The organism is Rhodoferax bucti (assembly GCF_005876985.1).
GTDB classification, from domain to species: Bacteria; Pseudomonadota; Gammaproteobacteria; order Burkholderiales; family Burkholderiaceae_C; genus Allorhodoferax; species Allorhodoferax bucti.
In genome coordinates, this window is the sequence record NZ_VAHD01000001.1 from 1,095,943 (window position 1) to 1,115,889 (window position 19,947).

At 61.5% G+C, this 19,947-nt stretch carries 21 protein-coding genes; 15 read left to right on the top strand and 6 right to left on the bottom strand.

Annotated elements, in window-relative coordinates:
- Positions 1 to 59: 59 nt before the first annotated feature.
- The 10 genes from FDM28_RS05285 to FDM28_RS05330 all read left to right on the top strand — a co-directional run bounded on the left by FDM28_RS05285 (position 60) and on the right by FDM28_RS05330 (position 10,861).
- Positions 60 to 263 (top strand): hypothetical protein, encoded by a 204-nt coding sequence (locus tag FDM28_RS05285; RefSeq protein WP_138513709.1) that lies wholly within the window; start codon positions 60 to 62, stop codon positions 261 to 263.
- Between the two features lie 156 nt (positions 264 to 419).
- Positions 420 to 1,055: a response regulator gene (locus FDM28_RS05290; RefSeq protein ID WP_138513711.1), complete on the top strand. Its 636-nt coding sequence runs from the start codon at positions 420 to 422 to the stop codon at positions 1,053 to 1,055.
- A gap of 49 nt (positions 1,056 to 1,104) precedes the next feature.
- Positions 1,105 to 2,352, top strand: coding sequence for a DEAD/DEAH box helicase (locus FDM28_RS05295; protein WP_138513713.1), 1,248 nt, complete (start codon positions 1,105 to 1,107; stop codon positions 2,350 to 2,352).
- A 211-nt stretch (positions 2,353 to 2,563) separates the two neighbouring features.
- Positions 2,564 to 2,893: an ATPase with chaperone activity gene (locus FDM28_RS05300; RefSeq protein ID WP_138513715.1), complete on the top strand. Its 330-nt coding sequence runs from the start codon at positions 2,564 to 2,566 to the stop codon at positions 2,891 to 2,893.
- Between the two features lie 217 nt (positions 2,894 to 3,110).
- Positions 3,111 to 4,115: an ABC transporter ATP-binding protein gene (locus FDM28_RS05305; RefSeq protein ID WP_138513717.1), complete on the top strand. Its 1,005-nt coding sequence runs from the start codon at positions 3,111 to 3,113 to the stop codon at positions 4,113 to 4,115.
- Between the two features lie 55 nt (positions 4,116 to 4,170).
- Complete coding sequence (locus FDM28_RS05310; RefSeq protein ID WP_206021913.1) at positions 4,171 to 5,472, top strand: ABC transporter substrate-binding protein; 1,302 nt, start codon at positions 4,171 to 4,173, stop codon at positions 5,470 to 5,472.
- 101 nt (positions 5,473 to 5,573) lie between these two features.
- Positions 5,574 to 6,578, top strand: a complete 1,005-nt coding sequence (locus FDM28_RS05315; protein WP_138513719.1) for a carbohydrate ABC transporter permease — start codon at positions 5,574 to 5,576, stop codon at positions 6,576 to 6,578.
- Positions 6,575 to 7,747, top strand: coding sequence for a carbohydrate ABC transporter permease (locus FDM28_RS05320; protein ID WP_138513721.1), 1,173 nt, complete (start codon positions 6,575 to 6,577; stop codon positions 7,745 to 7,747). The genes FDM28_RS05315 and FDM28_RS05320 overlap by 4 nt, the downstream gene beginning before the upstream one ends.
- Before the next feature lie 72 nt (positions 7,748 to 7,819).
- Positions 7,820 to 9,469: an alpha-glucosidase family protein gene (locus tag FDM28_RS05325; RefSeq protein WP_138513723.1), complete on the top strand. Its 1,650-nt coding sequence runs from the start codon at positions 7,820 to 7,822 to the stop codon at positions 9,467 to 9,469.
- A gap of 36 nt (positions 9,470 to 9,505) precedes the next feature.
- Positions 9,506 to 10,861 (top strand): MATE family efflux transporter, encoded by a 1,356-nt coding sequence (locus FDM28_RS05330; RefSeq protein ID WP_138513725.1) that lies wholly within the window; start codon positions 9,506 to 9,508, stop codon positions 10,859 to 10,861.
- On the opposite strand, the gene FDM28_RS05335 is transcribed toward FDM28_RS05330, so the two are convergent.
- From FDM28_RS05335 to FDM28_RS05345, 3 genes are all read right to left on the bottom strand, one after another.
- Complete coding sequence (locus FDM28_RS05335; RefSeq protein ID WP_170211598.1) at positions 10,858 to 11,754, bottom strand: SMP-30/gluconolactonase/LRE family protein; 897 nt, start codon at positions 11,752 to 11,754, stop codon at positions 10,858 to 10,860. The genes FDM28_RS05330 and FDM28_RS05335 overlap by 4 nt on opposite strands.
- Positions 11,754 to 12,533 (bottom strand): SDR family NAD(P)-dependent oxidoreductase, encoded by a 780-nt coding sequence (locus tag FDM28_RS05340; protein ID WP_138513729.1) that lies wholly within the window; start codon positions 12,531 to 12,533, stop codon positions 11,754 to 11,756. The genes FDM28_RS05335 and FDM28_RS05340 overlap by 1 nt, the downstream gene beginning before the upstream one ends.
- 81 nt (positions 12,534 to 12,614) lie before the next feature.
- The gene (locus FDM28_RS05345; RefSeq protein WP_138513731.1) at positions 12,615 to 13,349 is read right to left on the bottom strand and encodes a FadR/GntR family transcriptional regulator; all 735 of its coding nucleotides are present in this window, start codon (positions 13,347 to 13,349) and stop codon (positions 12,615 to 12,617) included.
- Between the two features lie 80 nt (positions 13,350 to 13,429).
- On the opposite strand from FDM28_RS05345, the gene FDM28_RS05350 reads away from it, so the two are divergent.
- A complete protein-coding gene (locus FDM28_RS05350) occupies positions 13,430 to 14,362 on the top strand; it encodes a 2-dehydro-3-deoxygalactonokinase (protein WP_138513733.1) in 933 nt (310 codons plus the stop codon).
- Positions 14,359 to 15,000, top strand: coding sequence for a 2-dehydro-3-deoxy-6-phosphogalactonate aldolase (locus FDM28_RS05355; RefSeq protein ID WP_138513735.1), 642 nt, complete (start codon positions 14,359 to 14,361; stop codon positions 14,998 to 15,000). The genes FDM28_RS05350 and FDM28_RS05355 overlap by 4 nt, the downstream gene beginning before the upstream one ends.
- Here FDM28_RS05355 and rsmI read toward each other — a convergent pair.
- The gene (rsmI, locus tag FDM28_RS05360) at positions 14,997 to 15,920 is read right to left on the bottom strand and encodes a 16S rRNA (cytidine(1402)-2'-O)-methyltransferase (RefSeq protein ID WP_138513737.1); all 924 of its coding nucleotides are present in this window, start codon (positions 15,918 to 15,920) and stop codon (positions 14,997 to 14,999) included. The genes FDM28_RS05355 and rsmI overlap by 4 nt on opposite strands.
- Positions 15,921 to 15,922: 2 nt before the next feature.
- Here rsmI and FDM28_RS05365 point away from each other — a divergent pair, with 2 nt between their 5' ends.
- Genes FDM28_RS05365 through FDM28_RS05375 form a run of 3 tightly spaced genes read left to right on the top strand, consistent with a single transcriptional unit; the run spans position 15,923 to position 17,605 of the window.
- Positions 15,923 to 16,309 carry a YraN family protein gene (locus FDM28_RS05365; RefSeq protein WP_138513739.1) on the top strand — a complete coding sequence of 129 codons (387 nt, stop codon included), beginning with the start codon at positions 15,923 to 15,925 and terminating at the stop codon, positions 16,307 to 16,309.
- A 58-nt stretch (positions 16,310 to 16,367) separates the two neighbouring features.
- Positions 16,368 to 16,964 carry a phosphoheptose isomerase gene (locus FDM28_RS05370; RefSeq protein ID WP_138513741.1) on the top strand — a complete coding sequence of 199 codons (597 nt, stop codon included), beginning with the start codon at positions 16,368 to 16,370 and terminating at the stop codon, positions 16,962 to 16,964.
- Positions 16,964 to 17,605, top strand: coding sequence for a BON domain-containing protein (locus tag FDM28_RS05375; protein ID WP_240791919.1), 642 nt, complete (start codon positions 16,964 to 16,966; stop codon positions 17,603 to 17,605). Before FDM28_RS05370 ends, FDM28_RS05375 begins: the two co-directional genes overlap by 1 nt.
- Before the next feature lie 77 nt (positions 17,606 to 17,682).
- On the opposite strand, the gene FDM28_RS05380 is transcribed toward FDM28_RS05375, so the two are convergent.
- Both FDM28_RS05380 and FDM28_RS05385 read right to left on the bottom strand, forming a co-directional pair.
- A complete protein-coding gene (locus FDM28_RS05380; protein WP_138513744.1) occupies positions 17,683 to 18,609 on the bottom strand; it encodes an NAD(P)-dependent oxidoreductase in 927 nt (308 codons plus the stop codon).
- Between the two features lie 114 nt (positions 18,610 to 18,723).
- Positions 18,724 to 19,860 (bottom strand): PilT/PilU family type 4a pilus ATPase, encoded by a 1,137-nt coding sequence (locus FDM28_RS05385; protein ID WP_138513746.1) that lies wholly within the window; start codon positions 19,858 to 19,860, stop codon positions 18,724 to 18,726.
- Between the last annotated feature and the right edge of the window lie 87 nt (positions 19,861 to 19,947).

Below are 19,947 nucleotides of genomic sequence, written 5' to 3' on the forward strand. Positions count from 1 at the left end.
TTGACTTTCAGGCTTAATTCGTTATATTTCAATTAAATTGAATTGAATGAATAAAAGCCATGTCGCAATCTTCTAAATCCTCGTCGGCGCCGGTGAATACCTTTTGGCTGAACCCCAATGTGGTGGCCCGTATGCAGTCGGGGTTCAAAGCTTGCTTGTCGAAACCTATCGAAATCCGGGAACCGGAACCCGAGTTCGCATTGACGGTACCGGGCGAGTTGACCGCCATGCCCGACGTGGCGGATGCCAAAGAGTGGCATTAAAAATCACACTTTGCCTGTTTTAATTTTGTAATAAAGAGCGGACGGCTTCAAAGTAACGGGTTGATTTGGCGGCGCATTGCGTAAAATGCACCCGAAGCCCCAAAACTGAGAAATTTGAATTTCAGTGAGGAATATCCACCCCACTTCCGTCCGACCATGACCAATAGCAGCGATGTCCTGACCACCCAACAAGCCGCCCGCATCTTGGGCCTCTCCACCACCTCGGTGCAGAAGATGGTGATCAGCGGGGAGCTCGAAGCGTGGGTCACGCCGGGTGGGCATCGCCGTATTTTCCGCAGTGCCATTGACAAACTGGTGCAGTCACGCGGCACCACCACCAGCAGCGAATCCGGCGCCCGCCCCATGCGCGTGCTGTTGGCAGAAGATGATCCGGTGCAGGTAGCGTATTTCCAAGCCTTGCTGGCCCGCGGCGGGCACGAGGTGGCGCTCACCGTGGCCAACGATGCCTCGCAAGCGCTGATCCAATTGGAGCGCCAGCGCCCTGATTTGGTGGTGACGGATTTGATGATGAAGCCATTCGATGGCTACCACCTCATCAATACCATGGCCCAAGAGGCCGCTTACCAGCCGATTGAAGTGATTGTGCTCACCGCGCTCACCCGCAAAGAGGTGGAAGACGACGGCCGCCTGCCCAACTGGGTCACCCTGTACCAAAAGCCCTTGCAAGCCGAGCGCCTGCTGGGGTACCTGGATGCGTTGGCGACCCGCCTCAACCGTAGCGGCCAGTTCATCCACGCCCCTGCACAACCCAAGCGCGGCAGCGCCGCGTAAGGCGCCTGCGGGGGCTCCTGCCGCCGTTGATGCCAGAGAGTAATCCCGTATGACATTTTCTTCCTTGGGTCTCCACGAGACCCTGGTTGCCGCTATGGCGCAGCAGGGCTATGCCCAGCCCACTCCCGTGCAATCAGCCGCCGTGCCGCCCGCTGTGGCCGGCCGTGATGTGCTGGTATGTGCCCAAACCGGCTCGGGCAAAACAGCCGCCTTTGCCTTGGCTGTGTTGCAGCGTTGCAAGCCGGCATCCAGCGCCGGTTTTCGCCATCCCCAAGCCTTGGTGTTAGTGCCTACGCGCGAGCTGGCGGTGCAAGTGGGCGGTGTGCTCTCGGGGCTGGCGCGTGTTGCGGGTCTGCCGGTGCGTGTGTCGGTGGTATTCGGTGGGGTGTCCATCAACCCGCAGTTAATGGCCTTGCGCGGTGGCACCGATGTGGTGGTCGCCACCACCGGCCGCTTGCTGGACATCGTTGCGCACAATGCCCTGGACCTGGGCCGGGTAGAAACCTTGGTGCTGGACGAAGCAGACCGCATGCTGGACCTGGGCTTTGCCGAAGAGCTGGAGCGCGTGCTGGCCATGGTGCCTGCGCAGCGGCAAAGCCTGCTGTTTTCGGCCACTTACAGCGCGGCAGTGCGCCGCCTGGCAGAGGCGCGCTTGCGCGATCCGGTGGAGGTCACCATCGACACCGGTATGCAAGCCGCACCCGACATCATGCAGCGCGCCGTCACGGTTGATCCGTCCCGCCGCACCCAGTTGTTGCGCCACTTGGTGCAGCAAGAGCAATGGCCCCGGGTGCTGGTGTTTGTCGCCACCAAATACGCCGCCGAAATGGTGGCCGACAAACTTCGCCGGGCGGGCTTGCAGGCCGAGCCCTTCCATGCCCAACTGAGTCAGGGTAAACGCGGCCAGGTGCTGGCCGATTTCAAGGCCAGCGACGTGCAGGTGGTGGTGGCCACCGACGTAGCCGCGCGGGGTGTGGACATTGCAGGCCTGCCGGTGGTGGTGAACTTTGATTTGCCTCGCGCCGCTGCCGACTACATCCATCGCATCGGTCGCACCGGGCGGGCGGGCTTGCGCGGCATGGCGGTGAGTTTTGTGACCGCAGAGAACGCGGCGCACTTCGCGCTGATCGAGAAGCGCCACGCCCTGGAAGTGGTGCGTGAAACAGTGGCCGGCTTCGAGCCAGAGGTGGCGCTGCCCACGGTGAGCCGCGACCAGGCCGCTGGCGGCGTCAAGGGCCGCCGGCCCAGCAAAAAAGACAAGCTGCGCGCGGCAGGGTTGCTGCCACCCCTCGCCTGATTTGCTATTAAAAGCATAGCTGCTCGCGCTGATTCTGCGAGCGCTAGAGGGCTAAATGATGCTTCATTGCGCGCCTGGCCTGCCTGAGTGCGTGTGGGCCGCCCGGGGCGCCTAGCCTGGCGCTGCGGATACCGCGTGGGCTGTGTGTGGACCCGCCTGTAGACCGGCGTGTGTGCCAGCGCGTGGCCAGGGCGCTGCGCCACAATGGCCCATGACTGACTTTGCCCCCCCCATCGAGATACCCCCTTCCTTTTTAGCGCTCTATACGCCGGTAGGTCGCGCCAAGCCCACGGCCCCGTGGGCGCAGGTGCTAGCCGACTATGAGTTGTGTGAAGACATGGCCCACATGCTGGCGCCCACTGCGGCGGATTTGCAATTCAAGCTCGGCGTGACCGAGCAGGACGTGATTGCGCGTTGTTACACCGGATTACGTACCGAGCCCTGTGTGCTGTCTGAGCCCCAATCTCGCTGGGTCCTGCAACGAATGGCTGAAATTTTGTCGTGGCCATGGCAGAATTTTGAAAACGATTTCAAGCCGTAACCGGACTGTAACTTTATTGCCGCCTGAGGGCTTGGTCTTCAGGTTTGCCGCCGGTGTGGCTTCTTTGTACAAAACCGGTTTTGTTTTTGCAAAAAAACAGCGAAATAAGTGATTATCTAAGGGTTTGCCCGAGGTGTTTTAGGCGGTAATTTAATTACGATCCGTGAAACTTTGTGGCAGCCGCTTACCGGTTGCGTGTCTCGTCAGGAGCATGTGTATGAGTCAGTCGGATGTCCGCTTGCGCGGAATCGTCAAAAACTACGGCAAGGCCGATGTCATTCACGGCATCGATCTCGATATCGAGCCCGGCGAGTTCGCGGTCTTTGTGGGGCCTTCCGGCTGCGGCAAGACCACGCTCCTGCGCATGATTGCCGGCCTGGAGGAAATTTCCGGTGGCGACCTGAACATTAGCGGCGCCCGGGTGAACGACCTCGGCCCGTCCGAGCGCGGTGTGGCCATGGTGTTTCAGAGCTATGCGCTGTACCCGCATAAAACGGTGTTTGACAACATGGCCTTCGCTTTGAAGATTGCGAAGACCCCCAAGGCCGAGATCGAGCGCCGGGTGCGCGAGGCGTCTGACATCCTGCAACTCACCGAATATCTGGACCGTTTGCCCAAGGCACTCTCAGGTGGACAGCGTCAGCGCGTGGCCATTGGCCGTGCCATCGTGCGCGACCCCAAGGTGTTTTTGTTTGACGAGCCGCTCTCCAACCTGGACGCTGCGCTACGCACCAAGATGCGTGTGGAGTTGGCCACCTTGCACCGCCGTCTCGGGGCCACCATGATTTACGTGACCCACGACCAGGTGGAGGCCATGACTTTGGCCGACAAGATCGTGGTGCTCAACAAGGGCCGCGTCGAGCAGGTCGGCAAGCCGCTGGATTTGTACAACAAGCCTGCGAGCCTGTTTGTGGCCGGCTTCATTGGCTCCCCGCAAATGAACTTTTTGGGTGGTGACTTAGCGGCGCGCCACAACGTGGCCACCATCGGCTTGCGCCCTGAGCATTTGAAAGTGACCGAAGGCGGCCCGATTCAAGGCACCTTGAAGCATTCCGAGCAGCTCGGTAACGAAACCTTTGCCTATGTCACTGCCGGTGCATTTGGCGAAATTACCGCGCGCATGGACGGCACATTGGGCTTGCAGCCCGGCGCCGCAATTTCACTGGGCTTTGCGCCTGAGCATTTGTACAAGTTCAACGCGGACGGCAAGCGCGTTGACTAAGCCTGTTTCAACAACGCAGCGCGGATGGGCCGCGATGCACCATGAGGAGAAGACGATGATGAAGAAAACCGTGATTGCCGGAGCCACCGCTCTGGTGTGGGGTGCCGTAGCCGCTCCGGCAATGGCTGCAGACTACAAAGGGCCGGACTTGAAGGGTGAAGTCGTCACCATCACCTGCCCGTGGACCGGTGCTGAAGAAGGCATGTTCAAAAAGGTGATTGCCAACTTTGAGAAAGCCACTGGTGCCACCGTGAAGCACTCTTGCTCACAGAGCTCCGAGCAGCAAATCGTGATCGACATCAAGGCCGGCTCGCCGTCCAATATCTCGGTGTTCCCCCAGCCCGGTTTGGCCGCCAACATGGCCGCCATCGACGGCCTGAAGCCCCTGGGTGCCAAGGCCCAGGAATGGGTGAAAAAGAACTACGCCGCCGGCAGCTCCTGGGCGGACTTGGGCACCTACGCCAACAAGGCCGGCAAGAAAGAGTTCTACGGCATGTTCTACAACGTGAACGTGAAGAGCCTGGTCTGGTACGTGCCCGAGAACTTCAAGGAAAAGGGCTACAAAGTGCCCAAGTCCATGGAAGAGCTGCAAGCACTGACCAAGAAAATCGCTGCCGACGGTGGCAAGCCTTGGTGTATCGGCCTGGGTTCTGATGCCGCCACGGGCTGGCCCGCCACCGACTGGGTGGAAGACATGATGTTGCGCACCCAGACCCCTGAGGTGTATGACGACTGGGTCAGCAACAAGATGAAGTTCAACGACAAGCGTGTGATTGAAGCGATCGAAGCCTACGGCTGGTTCGCCAAGAACGATGCGTATGTAGACGGCGGCGCCAAGGCCGTGGCCACCGTGAGCTTCAAGGACAGCCCTAAAGGCTTGTTCGGATCCCCACCCAAGTGCTACATGCACCGCCAAGCATCGTTCATTCCCGCTTTCTTCCCCGAAGGCAAGACCGACGAAGCCGACTTCTTCTACTTCCCTTCTTACAGCAGCAAGAAGCTGGGCAATCCCGTTCTCGGTGGCGGCACGATCCTGACCATCACCAAGGACAGCAAGGGCGCCCGCGCGTTCATGGAATATCTGCAGCACCCCCAGTCGCATGAAATCTGGATGGCTGAAGGCGGTTTCCTGACACCGCACAAGGGTGTGGACCTGGCTAAGTACAAAACTGCGTCGCTGCGCAAGCAAGGCGAGATTTTGCAAAACGCCACCACCTTCCGCTTTGACGGCTCCGACCTGATGCCCGGCGCAGTGGGTGCAGGCAGCTTCTGGAAGGGCATGGTCAATTACTCCGGCGGTGCATCTGCCAAAGAAGTGGCTGACGAAATCCAGAAGAGCTGGGACGCTATCAAGTAAGTATCTCCTCTGACGTCGCCACGCGGCACGTCTTCAGGCCGGCGGCTTCGGCTGCCGGCCCTTTTGAAATCTTTCCCGCAACACGCAAAAGCATTGATCCCATGACTGATCAAGTCCTCCAGACCCTCTCCGCTGTACTGGTCAGCATTGCGTTCTGCTTGCTGTACTTTGCAGGCTCCAACTTCGTGTTGGACAAAATTGTGCATCTGCCGATCGGCACCCGTTATGGCCGCGAAATGGCGCGTAACAACGTGCGGCCCTGGCTGTTCATCGCTCCGGCCCTGCTGCTTCTGGGTACCTACTTGGTGTACCCGCTGTTTGAAACCTTCCGCTTGAGCTTCTATGACGCGACCGGTGAGCAGTTCGTGGGTTTGGCGAACTTCCGCTGGGTGTTTGTAGACCAAAACTTTTTGCTGACCATCCGCAACAACTTCATGTGGTTGCTGGTGGTGCCTGCTGCTGCCACCGCATTCGGTTTGGTGGTGGCAGTGCTGGCCGACCGCGTGTGGTGGGGCGGCTTTGCCAAGTCCATGGTGTTCATGCCTATGGCCATCAGCTTTGTGGGCGCCAGCGTGATCTGGAAGTTTGTGTACGACTTCCGCGGCCCCGACGCTGATCAGATCGGCATCTTGAACGCCATCGTCATGGGCATGGGTTTTCAGCCCCAAGCCTGGGTGACTGTGCCGTTCTGGAACAACTTCTTTTTGATGGCCATCCTGATCTGGATTCAGACGGGCTTTGCGATGGTGATTCTGTCTGCCGCGCTGCGTGGTGTGCCGCACGAAACCATTGAGGCGGCACGCATTGATGGCGCCAGCGAGTTGCAGATCTTTTTCGAGATCATGGTGCCCCAAGTCATGTCCACCATTCTGGTGGTGTGGACCACCATCACCATCACCGTGCTCAAGGTGTTTGACATCGTGATGGCGATGACCGGTGGCCAGTGGGATACCAGCGTGCTGGGTAATCTGATGTACGACTGGATGTTCCGTGGCGGTGGCGATTACGGCCGCAGTTCCACATTGGCGATGGTTTTGATGTTTGCAGTGGTACCGGTGATGGCCTTCAACATCCGCCGCTTCCGTACCGAGGAGGCACAACGATGAAAAAGTATTTTTCCCTTCCTTCCCTGATGGCGCAGGCTTTGTTGCTGGTCATCGTGCTGATGTGGGTCCTGCCCACCTTCGGCTTGCTGGTGTCGAGCTTCCGCGAGAAAACCCAACTGGTGTCCAGTGGCTGGTGGACGGCCTTGTCTACCCAGACGCGTGCAGACATGCGTCGCACCGCCGGTGTCCAAAGTCTGGTGAAAGAAGGCGACCGCTATGTCATCAGCGGCCGCCTGTTTGCCGAAGGCGGTGGCATCAAGATCAAGCAGTTCTCGCTCAAATCGTCCAACCCCAAAGAGTTTGCCGTGGGCACCTCCGTGCAAGTGGAGGACGGCCAGATTTTTGATGAGGAAGACGGCCAACCTGATGGCACCTTGAGCGTGCAGGCCGATGGCAGCTACCGCTTGGAGCTGAGCCAGCCCTATGACAAAGACCGGGGTGTGCGCGTGTTTTATGTGGCCGAGTCCCCACCGGTCTTCATGACGCAAAACTATGAAAAAGTGATTGCGGGTGAGGGCGTGGGCCAAGCCTTTTTGAATACCTTCAAGGTCACCATTCCGGCTACTTTCATCCCGATTCTGATCGCGGCATTTGCGGCCTACGCGTTCAGTTGGATGGAGTTTCCCGGGCGCAAGTTTCTGTTCATCGTGGTGGTGGGCTTGTTGGTGGTGCCGCTGCAGATGTCGCTGATTCCCTTGCTGCGCCTGTACAACCAGGTGGGCGAGGCCTTTGGCACCGAGTCCAAAACCTACCTCGGCGTATGGCTGGCGCACTCGGCGTTCGGCTTGCCGCTGGCGATCTACCTGCTGCGCAACTACATCGCGTCTTTGCCGCGCGACATCATCGAGAGTGCGCGCATGGATGGCGCTTCGCATTTCCAGATCTTCACCGGCATCGTGTTGCCGCTGTCGGTGCCTGCGTTGGCCAGCTTTGCGATCTTCCAATTCCTGTGGGTGTGGAACGACTTTTTGATTGCCCTGGTCTTCCTCGGCAAGGCGCCGGACCAGGTGGTCCTCACCATCAAGCTCAACGACTTGCTCGGCTCCCGCGGCGAGAGTTGGGAAATCTTGACAGCCAGTGCCTTTGTGTCAATTGCCGTGCCTGTGGCAGTGTTCTTCTCGCTGCAGCGTTTCTTTGTGCGGGGTCTGCTCTCCGGCTCGGTCAAGTAAGGCCGCGTACGATTCTTGCAAGGCGAATTTGCGTGAGCAGGTTCGCCGTTTTCTTTAAAGGGATATCCGATCATGACGAAAGCATCCAACGACAACTGGTGGCGCGGTGGCGTCATCTACCAAATCTACCCCCGTAGTTTTGCGGACAGCAATGGCGATGGCATTGGTGATTTGAACGGCATCACCGCCAAGCTGGACTATGTGGCTGAGCTAGGCGCGGACGGCATTTGGCTGTCGCCCTTCTTCAAAAGCCCGATGAAAGACTTCGGCTACGACGTGAGCGACTACTGCGATGTCGATCCGATGTTTGGCACGATTGCCGATTTCAAGCAGTTGGTGGACCGCGCCCACGCGTTGGGCCTGAAGGTGATGATCGATCAGGTGCTCTCGCACAGCTCCGACCAGCACCCCTGGTTTGTAGAGAGCCGCTCCAGCCTCACCAACCCCAAGGCAGACTGGTATGTCTGGGCCGATGCCAAAAGCGATGGCACTCCCCCCAACAACTGGCTCTCTATTTTTGGCGGTAGCGCTTGGCAGTGGGACACCCGCCGTTGCCAGTACTACATGCACAACTTTTTGACCAGCCAGCCCGACCTCAACTTTCATAACCCCGAGGTGCAGGACGCACTCTTGGCCACGGTGAAGTTCTGGCTGGACTTGGGGGTGGACGGTTACCGCCTGGACACGGCCAACTTCTATTTCCACGATGCCCAGCTGCGCGACAACCCGCCCCGTGGCCGCCCTGATGGCGAAGACCCCGCGGTCAATGCCGTCAACCCCTACGGTTGGCAGTGGCACCAGCACGACAAGAGTCAGCCCGAAAACCTGGCCTTCTTGCGCCGCTTGCGCGCTTTGCTGGACGAATACCCCAACACCACCATGGTGGGTGAAATCGGGGATGACGATGGTTTGGCCCGCGTGGCCGAGTACACCAGCGGCGGCGACAAGCTGCACATGGCCTATTGCTTTGACTTGCTGGGCACGGCCCACAGTGCGGCCCACTTCCGTGGTTTTGTGAAGCGTTTTGAAGAGGTCGCGCCCGGCGGCTGGCCTTGCTGGGCACTTTCCAACCACGACGTGGTGCGCGTCGCCACCCGGTGGGGCAGCACGGCACCTACGGCGGTGCCAGCGCTTTTGCGTTTGGGAGCTGCATTGCAAATGTCTTTGCGCGGCTCCCCGTGCATTTACCAGGGCGACGAGTTGGGCTTGCCCGAGGCAGACATCGCGTTTGAAGATTTGCAAGACCCCTACGGCATCACCATGTGGCCCGAGTTCAAAGGACGCGATGGTTGCCGTACGCCCATGCCTTGGGTATCGCAGTCCGCAGACCTCGGCTTCTCCTCGGTACCTGCCGCAGCAAAGCCCTGGTTGCCGGTTGCGGCTACCCACGTGCCCCTGGCCGCGGATGTGCAGGAGCGCGACAGTGCATCCCTGTTGCACTTCTACCGCCAGTTGCTGCGCTGGCGCAAAACCCGCCCCAGCCTGTTGAGCGGCAGCTTGCAAGTGCTGGAGGCCCATCCTCAGGTGCTGGCCTATGTGCGCCAGTTTGAGGGGGAGACCACGCTGTGCGTCTTCAATTTCAGCGATGCTGCAGTGAGCTGGGCCATTCCGGCGGATTGGGCTCATCTCCAGCCCTTGCAGGGCAGCGGCTTGCCGCAGGCGTCAGTCCAAAACGGCACTTTGGCCTTGGCCGCATGGGGTGGGGCTTTCCTCGCTGCATAAGCTCCGGGCGGGGCGTCGCTGGGTTACAGTGAATCCATGAGCACTGACGCACGCCCCCGCCTCAACACCATCGCCGGGCCGTTGCTCGGCGAATTTTTATTGGGCATGACCGTGGCCATGGGCGGCCTTTGGCTGGCCTCCCATGAGTCCGATGTGGCGGCCGGTGCGTTTGGCTTGGTGAACCAGATTCTGGAAACGCTCAATGTGGCTTTTCGCGTGCTGGCCATTGGTTTGGGTGTGATGGTCACCCAGTACCTGGGCGGCGCACAGCATGCCGCCTCCCGCCGGGCGGCTTTGTTGGCGCTGGGGGCGAGTACTTGGGTCGGTACCTTCGTGATGGTGGGGGTGGTGGCGGGTAACGACTTGGCGCTGGATTGGCTCAACGCGCCGCACGAAGTGGCGGCGCTGGCCGCCCCGTACCTGCAGTGGTTTGCGCCGGCGCTCTTGCTGGATGCCTACAACCTCAGCATGGCGGCGGTGCTGCGCGCGCACCTGTTTGCCAAAGACTCGCTGCGCATCATGATCGCCATGCACTCCACACACCTGGGGCTGGCCTTCATCATCATGCGCGGCTGGGGGGAGTGGAATGGCTTGGGCCTGGAAGGTTATGCCATCGCCATGTTGGTGAGCCGGGCGCTGGGGCTGGTGCTGCACCTGTGGTTCTGGCGGGTACGTATGCAACTGGTGCCTACGGCGCGCGATTGGTGGGCGGTGGGCTGGAAAGACTTTGGCCCCGTGTTGCGCGTGGGCCTGCCAGGTGCAGGGGTAGAAATTACCTACCGCGCTGCGTTCATGGTGTCTCTGGCGGCAACGGCCCGACTGGGGGTGACTGCTTTAGCCACCCATTCCTACACTTTGCAGTTGTTGAAATACGTGTTGCTGACCAGCATGGCTATCGGTTGGGCCTGCGAAATCATGGTGGGCCGCTTGATTGGTGCGGGCGACTTGCGGGTGGCCAACCGGCTGGTACGCAAGGCGGTGCGCAATGGCTTGCTGGCCTCAGGTTCTCTCGCCTTGTTGGCGGCGCTGGGGGCGCCGTGGCTGATGCGCGCATTTACCAAAGACCCTGCCGTTATCCACGCCGCGCAAACGCTGCTGTGGTTGTCGCTGATTCTGGAGACAGGGCGTGTATTCAACCTCATTTTGAACGGCGCCCTGCGTGCTACAGGCGATGCGATTTTCCCGGCCACCTCTGCCGTGGCATCGCTGGTGTTGGTGCTGGGTGTCGGCTCGTTCTGGCTGGGGCGCCTGTTTGGCTTGCCCGGCATCTGGATGGCCTACGCGATTGATGAGTGGATTCGCGGGCTCATGCTGCTGGCCCGCTGGGTGTGGCGGGGTTGGTTGCCCAACGCGCGAGACAGCCGCCGCCGTCTGCGCGCCGGGGATTCTTAGGCAGCCAGGGGGGCGCCGTACGCGCAGGCAGGCAAGCCCGTTGCGCCGGTGTGCAGGGTGAACACGCTGCCCGATGCCGGGTACAGGGCCAGTACATCCTCACTCAAACCGGTGCGCGCGCTGGTCACTAGCATGGTGCGCATGTCCTCGCCCCCAAACGCGATGCTGGTGATTTGCAAAGCCGGCATGGGGATGGTTTGCAGGCATTCGCCCGCCACAGTGAACTGGCGTATGCACGCGCCGCCCCAAAAGGCAATCCACACGTGGCCTTCAGCGTCCAGGGTCATGCCGTCGGGGGTGCCTTCGGCATCGCTGAATACTCGCCACACGGTCTTGTTGCCCAGGCGGCCATCCGCGCCCAGCTCGTAGCGATACACGGTGTTGAGAAAGCTGTCGGTATGTAGCATCCACCGGGCGTCCGGCGCAATGGCCGGGCCGTTGGCAATGTAGATGCCGGTTTCCACCACCTCGCAGCGTCCGTCTGTGTCCAGGCACGCCAACTGACCCTGCCGGCGGGATGGATCGTCGTTGTCCATGGACCCGGCCCAAATGCGTCCCTGGGCGTCGGCCTTGGCATCGTTGAGCCGCACCTCGGGTTTGTCTGCATGGGGCTGGGCCACAGGCTCCCAGCGCACATCCGGCTCCAGCCACAGGCGAACGATGCCGCTCTGTAAGCCGGCCATGAAGCCGTCACCGTCTTTGCGCGGAATCAGCCAGCCCACGCGCTGGGGCATCTTCCAGCTTTGGCGGCGGTCGGTGGCGGGTGTCCAGGCATGCACGGCGCAACCATGGATGTCTACAAAGAAAAAGCGCTGGCTGGTGGCATGCCACAAGGGCCCTTCGCCCAGTTGCAATTCCGCGGGCCAGATGGCGGTGGGAGGAGTGGGGTTCATCAGGTCCATCCGGCATCCACCACAAAGTCTTGCGCCGTCACCATGCCGCTGTCGGCAGCCGACAGGAACAGGGCCATATTCGCCACGTCCGCGCCCAGGATGCGGCCGGGCAGGCAGTGGTTTTCTTTCATGGCGCGCTCGCCGGCCTCATCGACCCACATCGTCAGCTGCTTGTCGGTCATGATCCACCCGGGGGTAAGAGTGTTGACGCGGATGTTGAACTCGCCCAGCTCGCGCGCCAGGCTGCGGGTCAGACCCACGGTGGCGGACTTGCAGGTGGCATAGACCGGGTAGCCCTTGCCCTTGATCTTCCAGCTGGTGGAGCCCAGGTTCACGATCGCGCCTCCGCCGGCGCGCTTCATGCCTTCGGCCACTGCTTGAGCGGCAAAAAAGTGGGGGCGCAAGTTGACGGACACGCGCCAGTCAAAGTCGTCAGCGGTCACCTCAGCCAGTTCGTGGCGCTGGTCGTTGGCCACGTTGTTGACCAGCACGGTGATGTCGCCAAACTTCGCTGCGGCGGTGGCAATGGCCGATTGCAGTGCCTGCACATCGGCCGCATCGCTTTGCAAAAACAGGGGCTCGGGGCCCAGTGCTTTGGCGGCGTCGATGACCTGCTGGGCGGCCTCGGCATTGCGGCCGGTGAAGGCCACGTGGGCCCCCTGGCGGGCAAAGGCAATCACGATGTCACCACCGATGCCGGAGCTGCCGCCCGTCACAAAGACGCTGCGTCCGCTCAAGCTCGGGTAGTGGGCGAAGTGGGAAAGGGTGTCCGGCTTCATGGGGCTCCAAGGGCTGAAGAATCGCCGGATTGTAAAACAAAGCGTTTATTTGTCATACAAATAAACGTAGTGTTTACGCTGTCAACTGACGTCAGGCTGGATGGTCTGGCGGATCAGCTTGCGGGTGTCAGAGAGCATGCCCGCCATGCGGTGCAAGGCGTTTTGCGGTTCTTGCGCCTGAATGGCCTCAAATACCTTGCGGTGATCGGGCAGGGCCTGGTTGAAGTTGTCCGAGGTGCGGGCTGTCACGCCGAGCAAGGACTCGAGTGCGCTGCCAATGATGGCGGCCAGGGGCATCAGCAAGGGGTTGTTGGTGGCTTTGAGCACGGCGGTGTGAAAGCCCAGGTCGGCCTGCACCCACTCGGTGATGTTGCTGGCGGCCTCCATGGCATGCAAGGCCGAGGCAATGGCCTCCAGTTGCTCGGACGTGCGGCTGGTGGCAGCCAGTGCTGCGGCAGAGGGCTCAATGATCTCGCGCAATTCGGTGAGGTGGCGCAAAAATTCGGCGTCCACCCCGGTGGCGCAGCGCCAGGCCAAAATATCCGGGTCCAGCAAATTCCAGTGGTCGCGGCTGCGCACCCGGGTGCCAATGCGGGGGCGGGCCTCCAGCAGGCCTTTGGCGGCCAGTACCTTCACCGCTTCGCGCAGTGCCGTGCGGCTCACGGCCAGTTCCTGGCACAGCAACTCCTCATTGGGGAGCACACTACCGGCGGCGTAGGTGCCGCCCACCACGCGGTGTCCTAGTTGCTGGACAACCAGGCCATGCAGCTTGCGGCCGGTGTAGGTGGCTCCCTGGCGGGGTGTTTGTGCGCTCATGGATGGTGTGCAGAGGGGTGAAAATGGAGGTTAATCATCATATGTTTAAATCGGGCCTCACACCATTGGATTGATTCACCATGTCTTTGAATTCGACTACCCGCATTGTCGGGGTGGATTGGGGTACCACCCATCGCCGCGCCTATAGCCTCACTCCGCAAGGCGACTGCCTGCAAGAAATGCACGACAGCGATGGCGCACTCGCCTGCAAGGGGCGGTTCCCGCAGGCCCTCACGTCGGCGCTGGAGGTGCTGGGCACCCCTTCGCCGGCATTGGTTATTGCGTCCGGCATGGTGGGCAGTGCCTTGGGCTGGCATGAGGTGCCCTATGTGGATGCCTCGGTGCCTCTGACGGCGCTTGCCGCCCACGCCTACCGGGTGCCGGATGCCAACGGCGCAGCCCCTGTGCTGCTGCTGCCGGGCTATTGCGTGCGCAATGCCGTCGGCCTGCCGGATGTGATGCGGGGGGAAGAAACCCAGTTGTTGGGCGCTTGCGCACAAGGCCAGCACTCCGGATGGTTTGTCTTGCCCGGCACCCATAGCAAGTGGGTGCTGCTGGAGGAGGGGCGGGTGCTGCAACTGCGCACTTACATGACGGGCGAGTTGTTTGACCTGCTGCGCAAACACGGCACGCTGGCTGCAGCGGCTGCTAGTGCAGGCAACGAACCTGATTGGAGCGATGCGGCCTTTGCGGAAGGTGTGCAGGCGGCAGGCGGCCATGCCCTGAGCCATGTGCTGTTCAGCGCCCGTGCCCGCGTGGTGGCCAAAGACATGCCGGCCGGGCACACCACGTCTTACCTGAGCGGCTTGTTGATCGGCACGGAGTTGAAAGACGTGCTGGGTAGCGGGCCGGGAGGCTCTCCGGCAGCGTTCCGCCTGATTGGGTCGCCCCAGTTGGCAGCGCTGTACCAAAAGGCTGCGTTGCAACTCGGCACGAGCTTTGACATTCTGGATGCACGCCAGGCCTTTTTGGCGGCCGTGCAGCATATTCATTCCCACTGGAGCACCTCATGAGCACGTCCCATCCTTTGCTGACTGCCGCGCGCAACCTGCCCTTGATCGCCATTCTGCGGGGCTTGGCGCCTGCCGAGGCCTTGGACGTGGGTCGGGCGCTGTATGCCGCAGGCTTTCGCACGTTGGAAGTGCCGTTGAATCGCCCGGGTGCTATCGAATGTATAGCTGCTCTCGCAGCTGGTATGCCCGCTGACACCCTGATTGGTGGTGGAACCATGCTCACCGAGGCGCATGTGGAAGAGGTGCATGCCGCCGGTGGCCGCCTGCTGGTGTCGCCCAACTGCGACCCGGCGGTGATTCGCCGTGCGGTGGCGCTGGGTATGCTGGCCGCCCCTGGTGTGGCGACGCCTACCGAGGCCTTTGCGGCTCTGCAAGCCGGCGCGCATGCGCTCAAGCTGTTTCCGGCCGAGTCGCTAGGGCATGGCGGCCTCAAAGCTTTGAAGTCGGTCGTGCCGGCGGGCACCGATTTGTGGCCCGTGGGTGGTATCACGCCCGAGAGCATCCCGGGTTGGGTGGCTGCAGGCGCGACAGGTTTCGGTATCGGCAGCCAGCTCTTCGCCCCTGGTGTCAGTGTCGCGCAGGTGGAAGAGCGGGCAAGGGCCTATGTGGCGGCGTGGGTTGCCGCGAAGAAGGCCTAGTCTTCTGCCGAGGCCCCGCGCTTAAGCAGCAAAGCCCGCTCGTATAGCGCGTTGCGTGGCTCGCCGGTGATGTCGGCGGCTAGTTTGACGGCGGATTTGAGCGGCAGTTGCTCCAGCAGCAAATGCAGCACGCGGTCATCCTGGGTGGCTTCTTGCGTCACGGCAGGGTGAATCACCAGGGCGAATTCGCCGCGCAGGCGGTTGGCGTCCTGGGCCAGCCAGGCGGCAAATCCAGCCGCTTCCACGGTGGCAATTTCCTCAAACTGTTTGGTCAGCTCCCGCCCTACGGTGAGCTTGCGCTCGCCCAGCACGGCCAGAGCCTGTGCCAGTGCTTCCATGCGGTGGGGGGCCTCCAGCAACACCACGGCGTGAGGCTGGGTGGCCAGTGCGGCAATTTGGTGCTGCCGCTCGGTGGCCTTGGACGACAAAAAGCCCCGGAATAAAAAGCCGCTATGGCTCTCGCCCGCATCCACCAGGCCTGCCGCTGACACGGCGGTCACCACACTGCTGGCACCCGGCAGCGGAATCACTGTCAAGCCCTGCGCCCGCACTTGCGCGACCAGGCGGGCGCCTGGGTCGCTCACGCCTGGTGTGCCAGCATCGCTCACGTAGGCGATGCGTTGTCCTTCCCGCAGGCGTGCAATCACGGCCTGGGCGGCTTCAGTTTCGTTGTGTTGGTGCACCGCGAGCAGGGCCGAGCCGGGTTTGTCGATGCCGTAGGCGCGCAGCATTTGCTGCGTGTGGCGGGTGTCTTCGCACGCGATGCCGTCGGCCAAGCCCAGCACATGCAGCGCCCGCAGGGTGATGTCCGCCAAGTTGCCTATGGGCGTGGCCACCACATACAAAGCACCTTGCGGATAATGCTGCGCACCGGCCGCTTCTTTGGCGGCCTGGATGGCTGAAGAAAAAGACGCACTCATATATGGGCTTACTTCCATCGCGGCCTGCTCGCGCCAGCACCAAACAAGTCGGGGATGCGGCAGAGGAGCAGGCCTTGGGTTTTTTGCAGGCCAAGGGGCTGCAATTCGTTGCGCGCAATTATCGGACGCCCGGGCGCGGCGGGGGCGAAATCGACCTCATCCTGCGCGACCGGGATGGCACCCTCGTGTTTGTGGAGGTGCGCAAGCGCAGCCGCAGCGACCATGGCGGTGCCGCGGCCAGTGTGGGGCATGTGAAGCAGCGGCGCATCATCTTTGCCGCACGGCACTATTTGTTGACCTTGCGCACCATGCCACCCTGCCGTTTTGATGTGGTGGTGATCGATGGCGACGCGGTGGAATGGCTGCGCGCCGCGTTTGACGCATCCTGATACATCCGTAAAGGGTTCTGACATCAGGGTTTTCAGGGGGCGCGGTATCATGCCCGCCATGCTGGAACAACGAATTCAACAACATTTCATCGACAGCGCAGACCTCAAATACCAATCTGCGCAAGGCTTAAGCAAACCCATTGCCGACGCGGTACAAGCCATGCTGGCTTGCGTAACCAGCGGAGGCAAAGTGCTGGCCTGCGGCAATGGCGGCTCGGCAGCCGACGCGCAGCATTTCGCGGCCGAGTTCGTGGGCCGCTTTGAGCGCGAGCGGCCCGAATTGGGCGCGATTGCGCTGACCACCGACAGCTCCATCCTCACCGCCATTGCCAATGACTACGACTTCAATGTGATCTTCTCGCGCCAGGTGCGCGCGTTGGGTGCGCCGGGGGATGTGCTGCTGGCCATTTCTACCAGCGGCAACTCGGCCAATGTGCTGGCTGCCATTGAGGCCGCGCATGAGCGGGAGATGGTGGTGGTCGGCCTTACCGGCAAGGGCGGCGGCAAGATGGCCCAGGCCCTGCGGGATACCGATGTGCATATCTGCGTGCCCCACGACCGCACGGCCCGCATTCAGGAAGTTCATATTTTGGCGCTGCACTGCATTTGTGATGCGGTGGACGCCCAACTGCTCGGAGAACAGGAAACCCCATGATGACATTCACACCCCGCCGTTTGATCCAACGCCTCACGCTGGCAGCGCTGCTGGCCGCCAGCCTGAGCGCCTGTGTGCCCCTGGTGATGGGGGGCGCATTTGTCGGCACCGGCCTGGTGGCTACCGACCGCCGCACCTCCGGCAGCTTGGTGGAAGACGAAGGCATTGAGCTGCGCTCTGCCAGCCGTATCCGCGAAAACCTGGGGGAGCGTGTGCATGTGAACGTGACCAGCTACAACCGCCAGGTGCTGCTGACCGGCGAGGTGCCTAATCTGCAGGACAAGCAGCTGGTCGAAAAAATTGTGAGCGGCGTGGACAACGTGCGCAACATCGTGAACGAGCTGGATGTCATGGGCAACTCCACCCTGACCCAACGCTCCTCGGATTCTTTGGTGACCGGCCGCGCCAAAGCCGGCCTGGTGGATGCGAAAGATTTGTTTGCCAGTGCCTTCAAACTCACCACCGAGCGCGGCACGGTGTATGTCATGGGCCGGGTGACCGCGCGTGAAGCCAAACGCGCAACCGACATCATCAGCAACACCAGCGGGGTGCAGCGCGTGGTGCGGATTCTGGAAATCATCTCGGAAGAAGAGTTGGCCCGCACCTTGCCCCAGCAGCCGCCTGCTGAGCAGAAGAAGTAAAAAAGGCCCACAGGGGCCTTTTTTATTGCCCCTCAGGGGGCCTGCGCCCCCGCACGGCGGCGGAGTGTGGAGCCTTGTTACTTCAGGCGCTTGATCAGGCTGCTGGTGTCCCAGCGGTTGCCGCCCATGAGTTGCACGTCGGCATAAAACTGGTCTACCAATGCCGTTACCGGCAGGCGTGCGCCATTGCGCTTGGCTTCGTCGAGCACCAGGCCCAGGTCTTTGCGCATCCAGTCCACCGCGAAACCGAAGTCGAACTTGTCGGCCACCATGGTCTTGCCACGGTTGTCCAGCTGCCAGCTTTGGGCTGCGCCCTTGCCGATCACGTCCAGCACCTGGTTCATGTCCAGCCCGGCGCGCTGGCCAAACGCCACGGCCTCGGACAGGCCTTGTACCAGCCCGGCAATGCAAATCTGGTTCACCATTTTGGCGAGCTGGCCCGAGCCGCTTTCGCCCAACAGGGTGAAGGCCCGCGAGAACGCCATGGCCACTGGTTTGACGGCTTCAAACGCAGTGGCATTGCCACCGCACATCACGGTAAGCAGGCCGTTTTGCGCGCCGGCCTGGCCGCCCGACACAGGAGCGTCGATGAACTGCAGGCCGCGTGTTTGCGCCACGGCACTGAGCTCGCGTGCCACGTCGGCAGAAGCGGTGGTGTGGTCCACAAAAATCGCGCCCGGTTTCATGCCCGCAAAGGCGCCGTCGTCACCCAGCGTGACACTGCGCAGGTCTGCATCGTTGCCCACACAGCAGAACACGATGTCTGCGTGCTGCACGGCTTCACGTGGCGTCGGTGCATGCGAATGAGAGCCCAGTTGGCTGCTGGCGCCCGTAAATTCTGCGCACCATGCTACGGATTTGCTAGCGGTGCGGTTGTACACCGCCACCTGGTGGCCAGCCCGCGCCAAGTGCCCGGCCATGGGGTAACCCATGACACCGAGGCCCAAAAAAGCCACCGAGTAGGCGGGGGAGGGTTCGTAGGTTTTTTTGTTGATGTTTGGCATGATGGCGAAGATTCAGTGGAACGAATGGACAATTTTGCGCCGGGCCGCCCCGAGCAAAATTAGCCCTCTCGGGGGGCAGCGACCCGCTTTAGCGGCGAAGCGTGGGGGCCACATTTACATGATCGCGAAGTTTTCGGTACCAGCGGACAAGTCGGTGGACTTGCCGCGGTGGCTGTTGAGTTTGATTTGCAGGCGCAGGTCGTTGAGGGAGTCGGCGTTGCGCAGCGCATCTTCGTAGGTGATGACGTGGCCTTCGTAGAGGTCGAACAGCGCCTGGTCGAAGGTCTGCATGCCGGCCTGGCGGCTCTTCTTCATGATCTCTTTTACCTCGGACACTTCGCCCTTGAAGATCAGGTCGGAAATCAGCGGCGAATTCAGCATCACCTCTACCGCCGCTACACGGCCTTTGCCGTCCTGCTTGGGGATGAGCCGCTGCGACACCATGGCCCGCAGGTTGAGGGACAAGTCCATCAGCAGTTGGCTGCGGCGCTCTTCCGGGAAGAAGTTGATCACCCGGTCCAGCGCCTGGTTGGCGCTGTTGGCGTGCAAGGTGGCCAGGCACAGGTGACCGGTCTCCGAGAACGCGATGGCGTGTTCCATGGTTTCGCGGTCGCGGATTTCACCCATCAGGATCACGTCTGGCGCCTGGCGCAGGGTATTTTTGAGCGCGGCCTCCCAGCTGTCGGTGTCCAGGCCGACTTCGCGCTGTGTCACTACGCAGTTCTTGTGGGCGTGCACAAACTCCACCGGGTCCTCGATGGTGATGATGTGGCCGTAAGAGTTTTCGTTGCGCCAGTCCACCATGGCCGCCAGCGTCGTTGATTTGCCCGACCCCGTGGCCCCCACCAGAATGCACAGCCCGCGCTTGGACTGCACAATTTCCTTCAAGATCTGGGGCACGCCCAGCCCGTCGATGGTAGGCAGCACCTGCGGAATCACCCGCAACACCATGCCGACTTTGCCCTGCTGGATGAACGCATTCACCCGGAAGCGCCCGATGGTGGCCGGCGCAATCGCGAAGTTGCTCTCCTTGGTGCGCTCAAACTCGGCCACCTGCTTATCGCTCATGATGGAGCGGGCCAGTGCCATGGTGTGCGCGGCATTCAGAGGCTGCGGCGAGACCTTGGTGACCTTGCCGTCCACCTTGATGGCAGGCGGAAACTCGGCGGTGATAAAGAGGTCGCTGCCATTGCGGCTGACCATCAGCTTGAGCAGGTCGTTGATAAATTTCGTGGCTTGATCGCGCTCCATGAGAGCTCCTTCAGGAAAAGTTCGAAAGCAAAAGCGTCGTACTGCGAGCAACAATTTGCCGCCGGGCCGCCCCAAGGCAAATTAGCC

Coding starts and splice junctions, on each gene's coding strand:
- FDM28_RS05380 (WP_138513744.1), bottom strand. CDS start 18,609: ATGCCAAACATCAACAAAAAAACCTACGAACCCTCCCCCGCCTACTCG.
- FDM28_RS05285 (WP_138513709.1), top strand. CDS start 60: ATGTCGCAATCTTCTAAATCCTCGTCGGCGCCGGTGAATACCTTTTGG.
- FDM28_RS05340 (WP_138513729.1), bottom strand. CDS start 12,533: ATGAAGCCGGACACCCTTTCCCACTTCGCCCACTACCCGAGCTTGAGC.
- FDM28_RS05345 (WP_138513731.1), bottom strand. CDS start 13,349: ATGAGCGCACAAACACCCCGCCAGGGAGCCACCTACACCGGCCGCAAG.
- FDM28_RS05295 (WP_138513713.1), top strand. CDS start 1,105: ATGACATTTTCTTCCTTGGGTCTCCACGAGACCCTGGTTGCCGCTATG.
- FDM28_RS05305 (WP_138513717.1), top strand. CDS start 3,111: ATGAGTCAGTCGGATGTCCGCTTGCGCGGAATCGTCAAAAACTACGGC.
- FDM28_RS05310 (WP_206021913.1), top strand. CDS start 4,171: ATGATGAAGAAAACCGTGATTGCCGGAGCCACCGCTCTGGTGTGGGGT.
- FDM28_RS05355 (WP_138513735.1), top strand. CDS start 14,359: ATGAGCACGTCCCATCCTTTGCTGACTGCCGCGCGCAACCTGCCCTTG.
- FDM28_RS05315 (WP_138513719.1), top strand. CDS start 5,574: ATGACTGATCAAGTCCTCCAGACCCTCTCCGCTGTACTGGTCAGCATT.
- rsmI (WP_138513737.1), bottom strand. CDS start 15,920: ATGAGTGCGTCTTTTTCTTCAGCCATCCAGGCCGCCAAAGAAGCGGCC.
- FDM28_RS05375 (WP_240791919.1), top strand. CDS start 16,964: ATGACATTCACACCCCGCCGTTTGATCCAACGCCTCACGCTGGCAGCG.
- FDM28_RS05350 (WP_138513733.1), top strand. CDS start 13,430: ATGTCTTTGAATTCGACTACCCGCATTGTCGGGGTGGATTGGGGTACC.
- FDM28_RS05385 (WP_138513746.1), bottom strand. CDS start 19,860: ATGGAGCGCGATCAAGCCACGAAATTTATCAACGACCTGCTCAAGCTG.
- FDM28_RS05330 (WP_138513725.1), top strand. CDS start 9,506: ATGAGCACTGACGCACGCCCCCGCCTCAACACCATCGCCGGGCCGTTG.
- FDM28_RS05300 (WP_138513715.1), top strand. CDS start 2,564: ATGACTGACTTTGCCCCCCCCATCGAGATACCCCCTTCCTTTTTAGCG.
- FDM28_RS05290 (WP_138513711.1), top strand. CDS start 420: ATGACCAATAGCAGCGATGTCCTGACCACCCAACAAGCCGCCCGCATC.
- FDM28_RS05335 (WP_170211598.1), bottom strand. CDS start 11,754: ATGAACCCCACTCCTCCCACCGCCATCTGGCCCGCGGAATTGCAACTG.
- FDM28_RS05325 (WP_138513723.1), top strand. CDS start 7,820: ATGACGAAAGCATCCAACGACAACTGGTGGCGCGGTGGCGTCATCTAC.
- FDM28_RS05365 (WP_138513739.1), top strand. CDS start 15,923: ATGGGCTTACTTCCATCGCGGCCTGCTCGCGCCAGCACCAAACAAGTC.
- FDM28_RS05370 (WP_138513741.1), top strand. CDS start 16,368: ATGCTGGAACAACGAATTCAACAACATTTCATCGACAGCGCAGACCTC.
- FDM28_RS05320 (WP_138513721.1), top strand. CDS start 6,575: ATGAAAAAGTATTTTTCCCTTCCTTCCCTGATGGCGCAGGCTTTGTTG.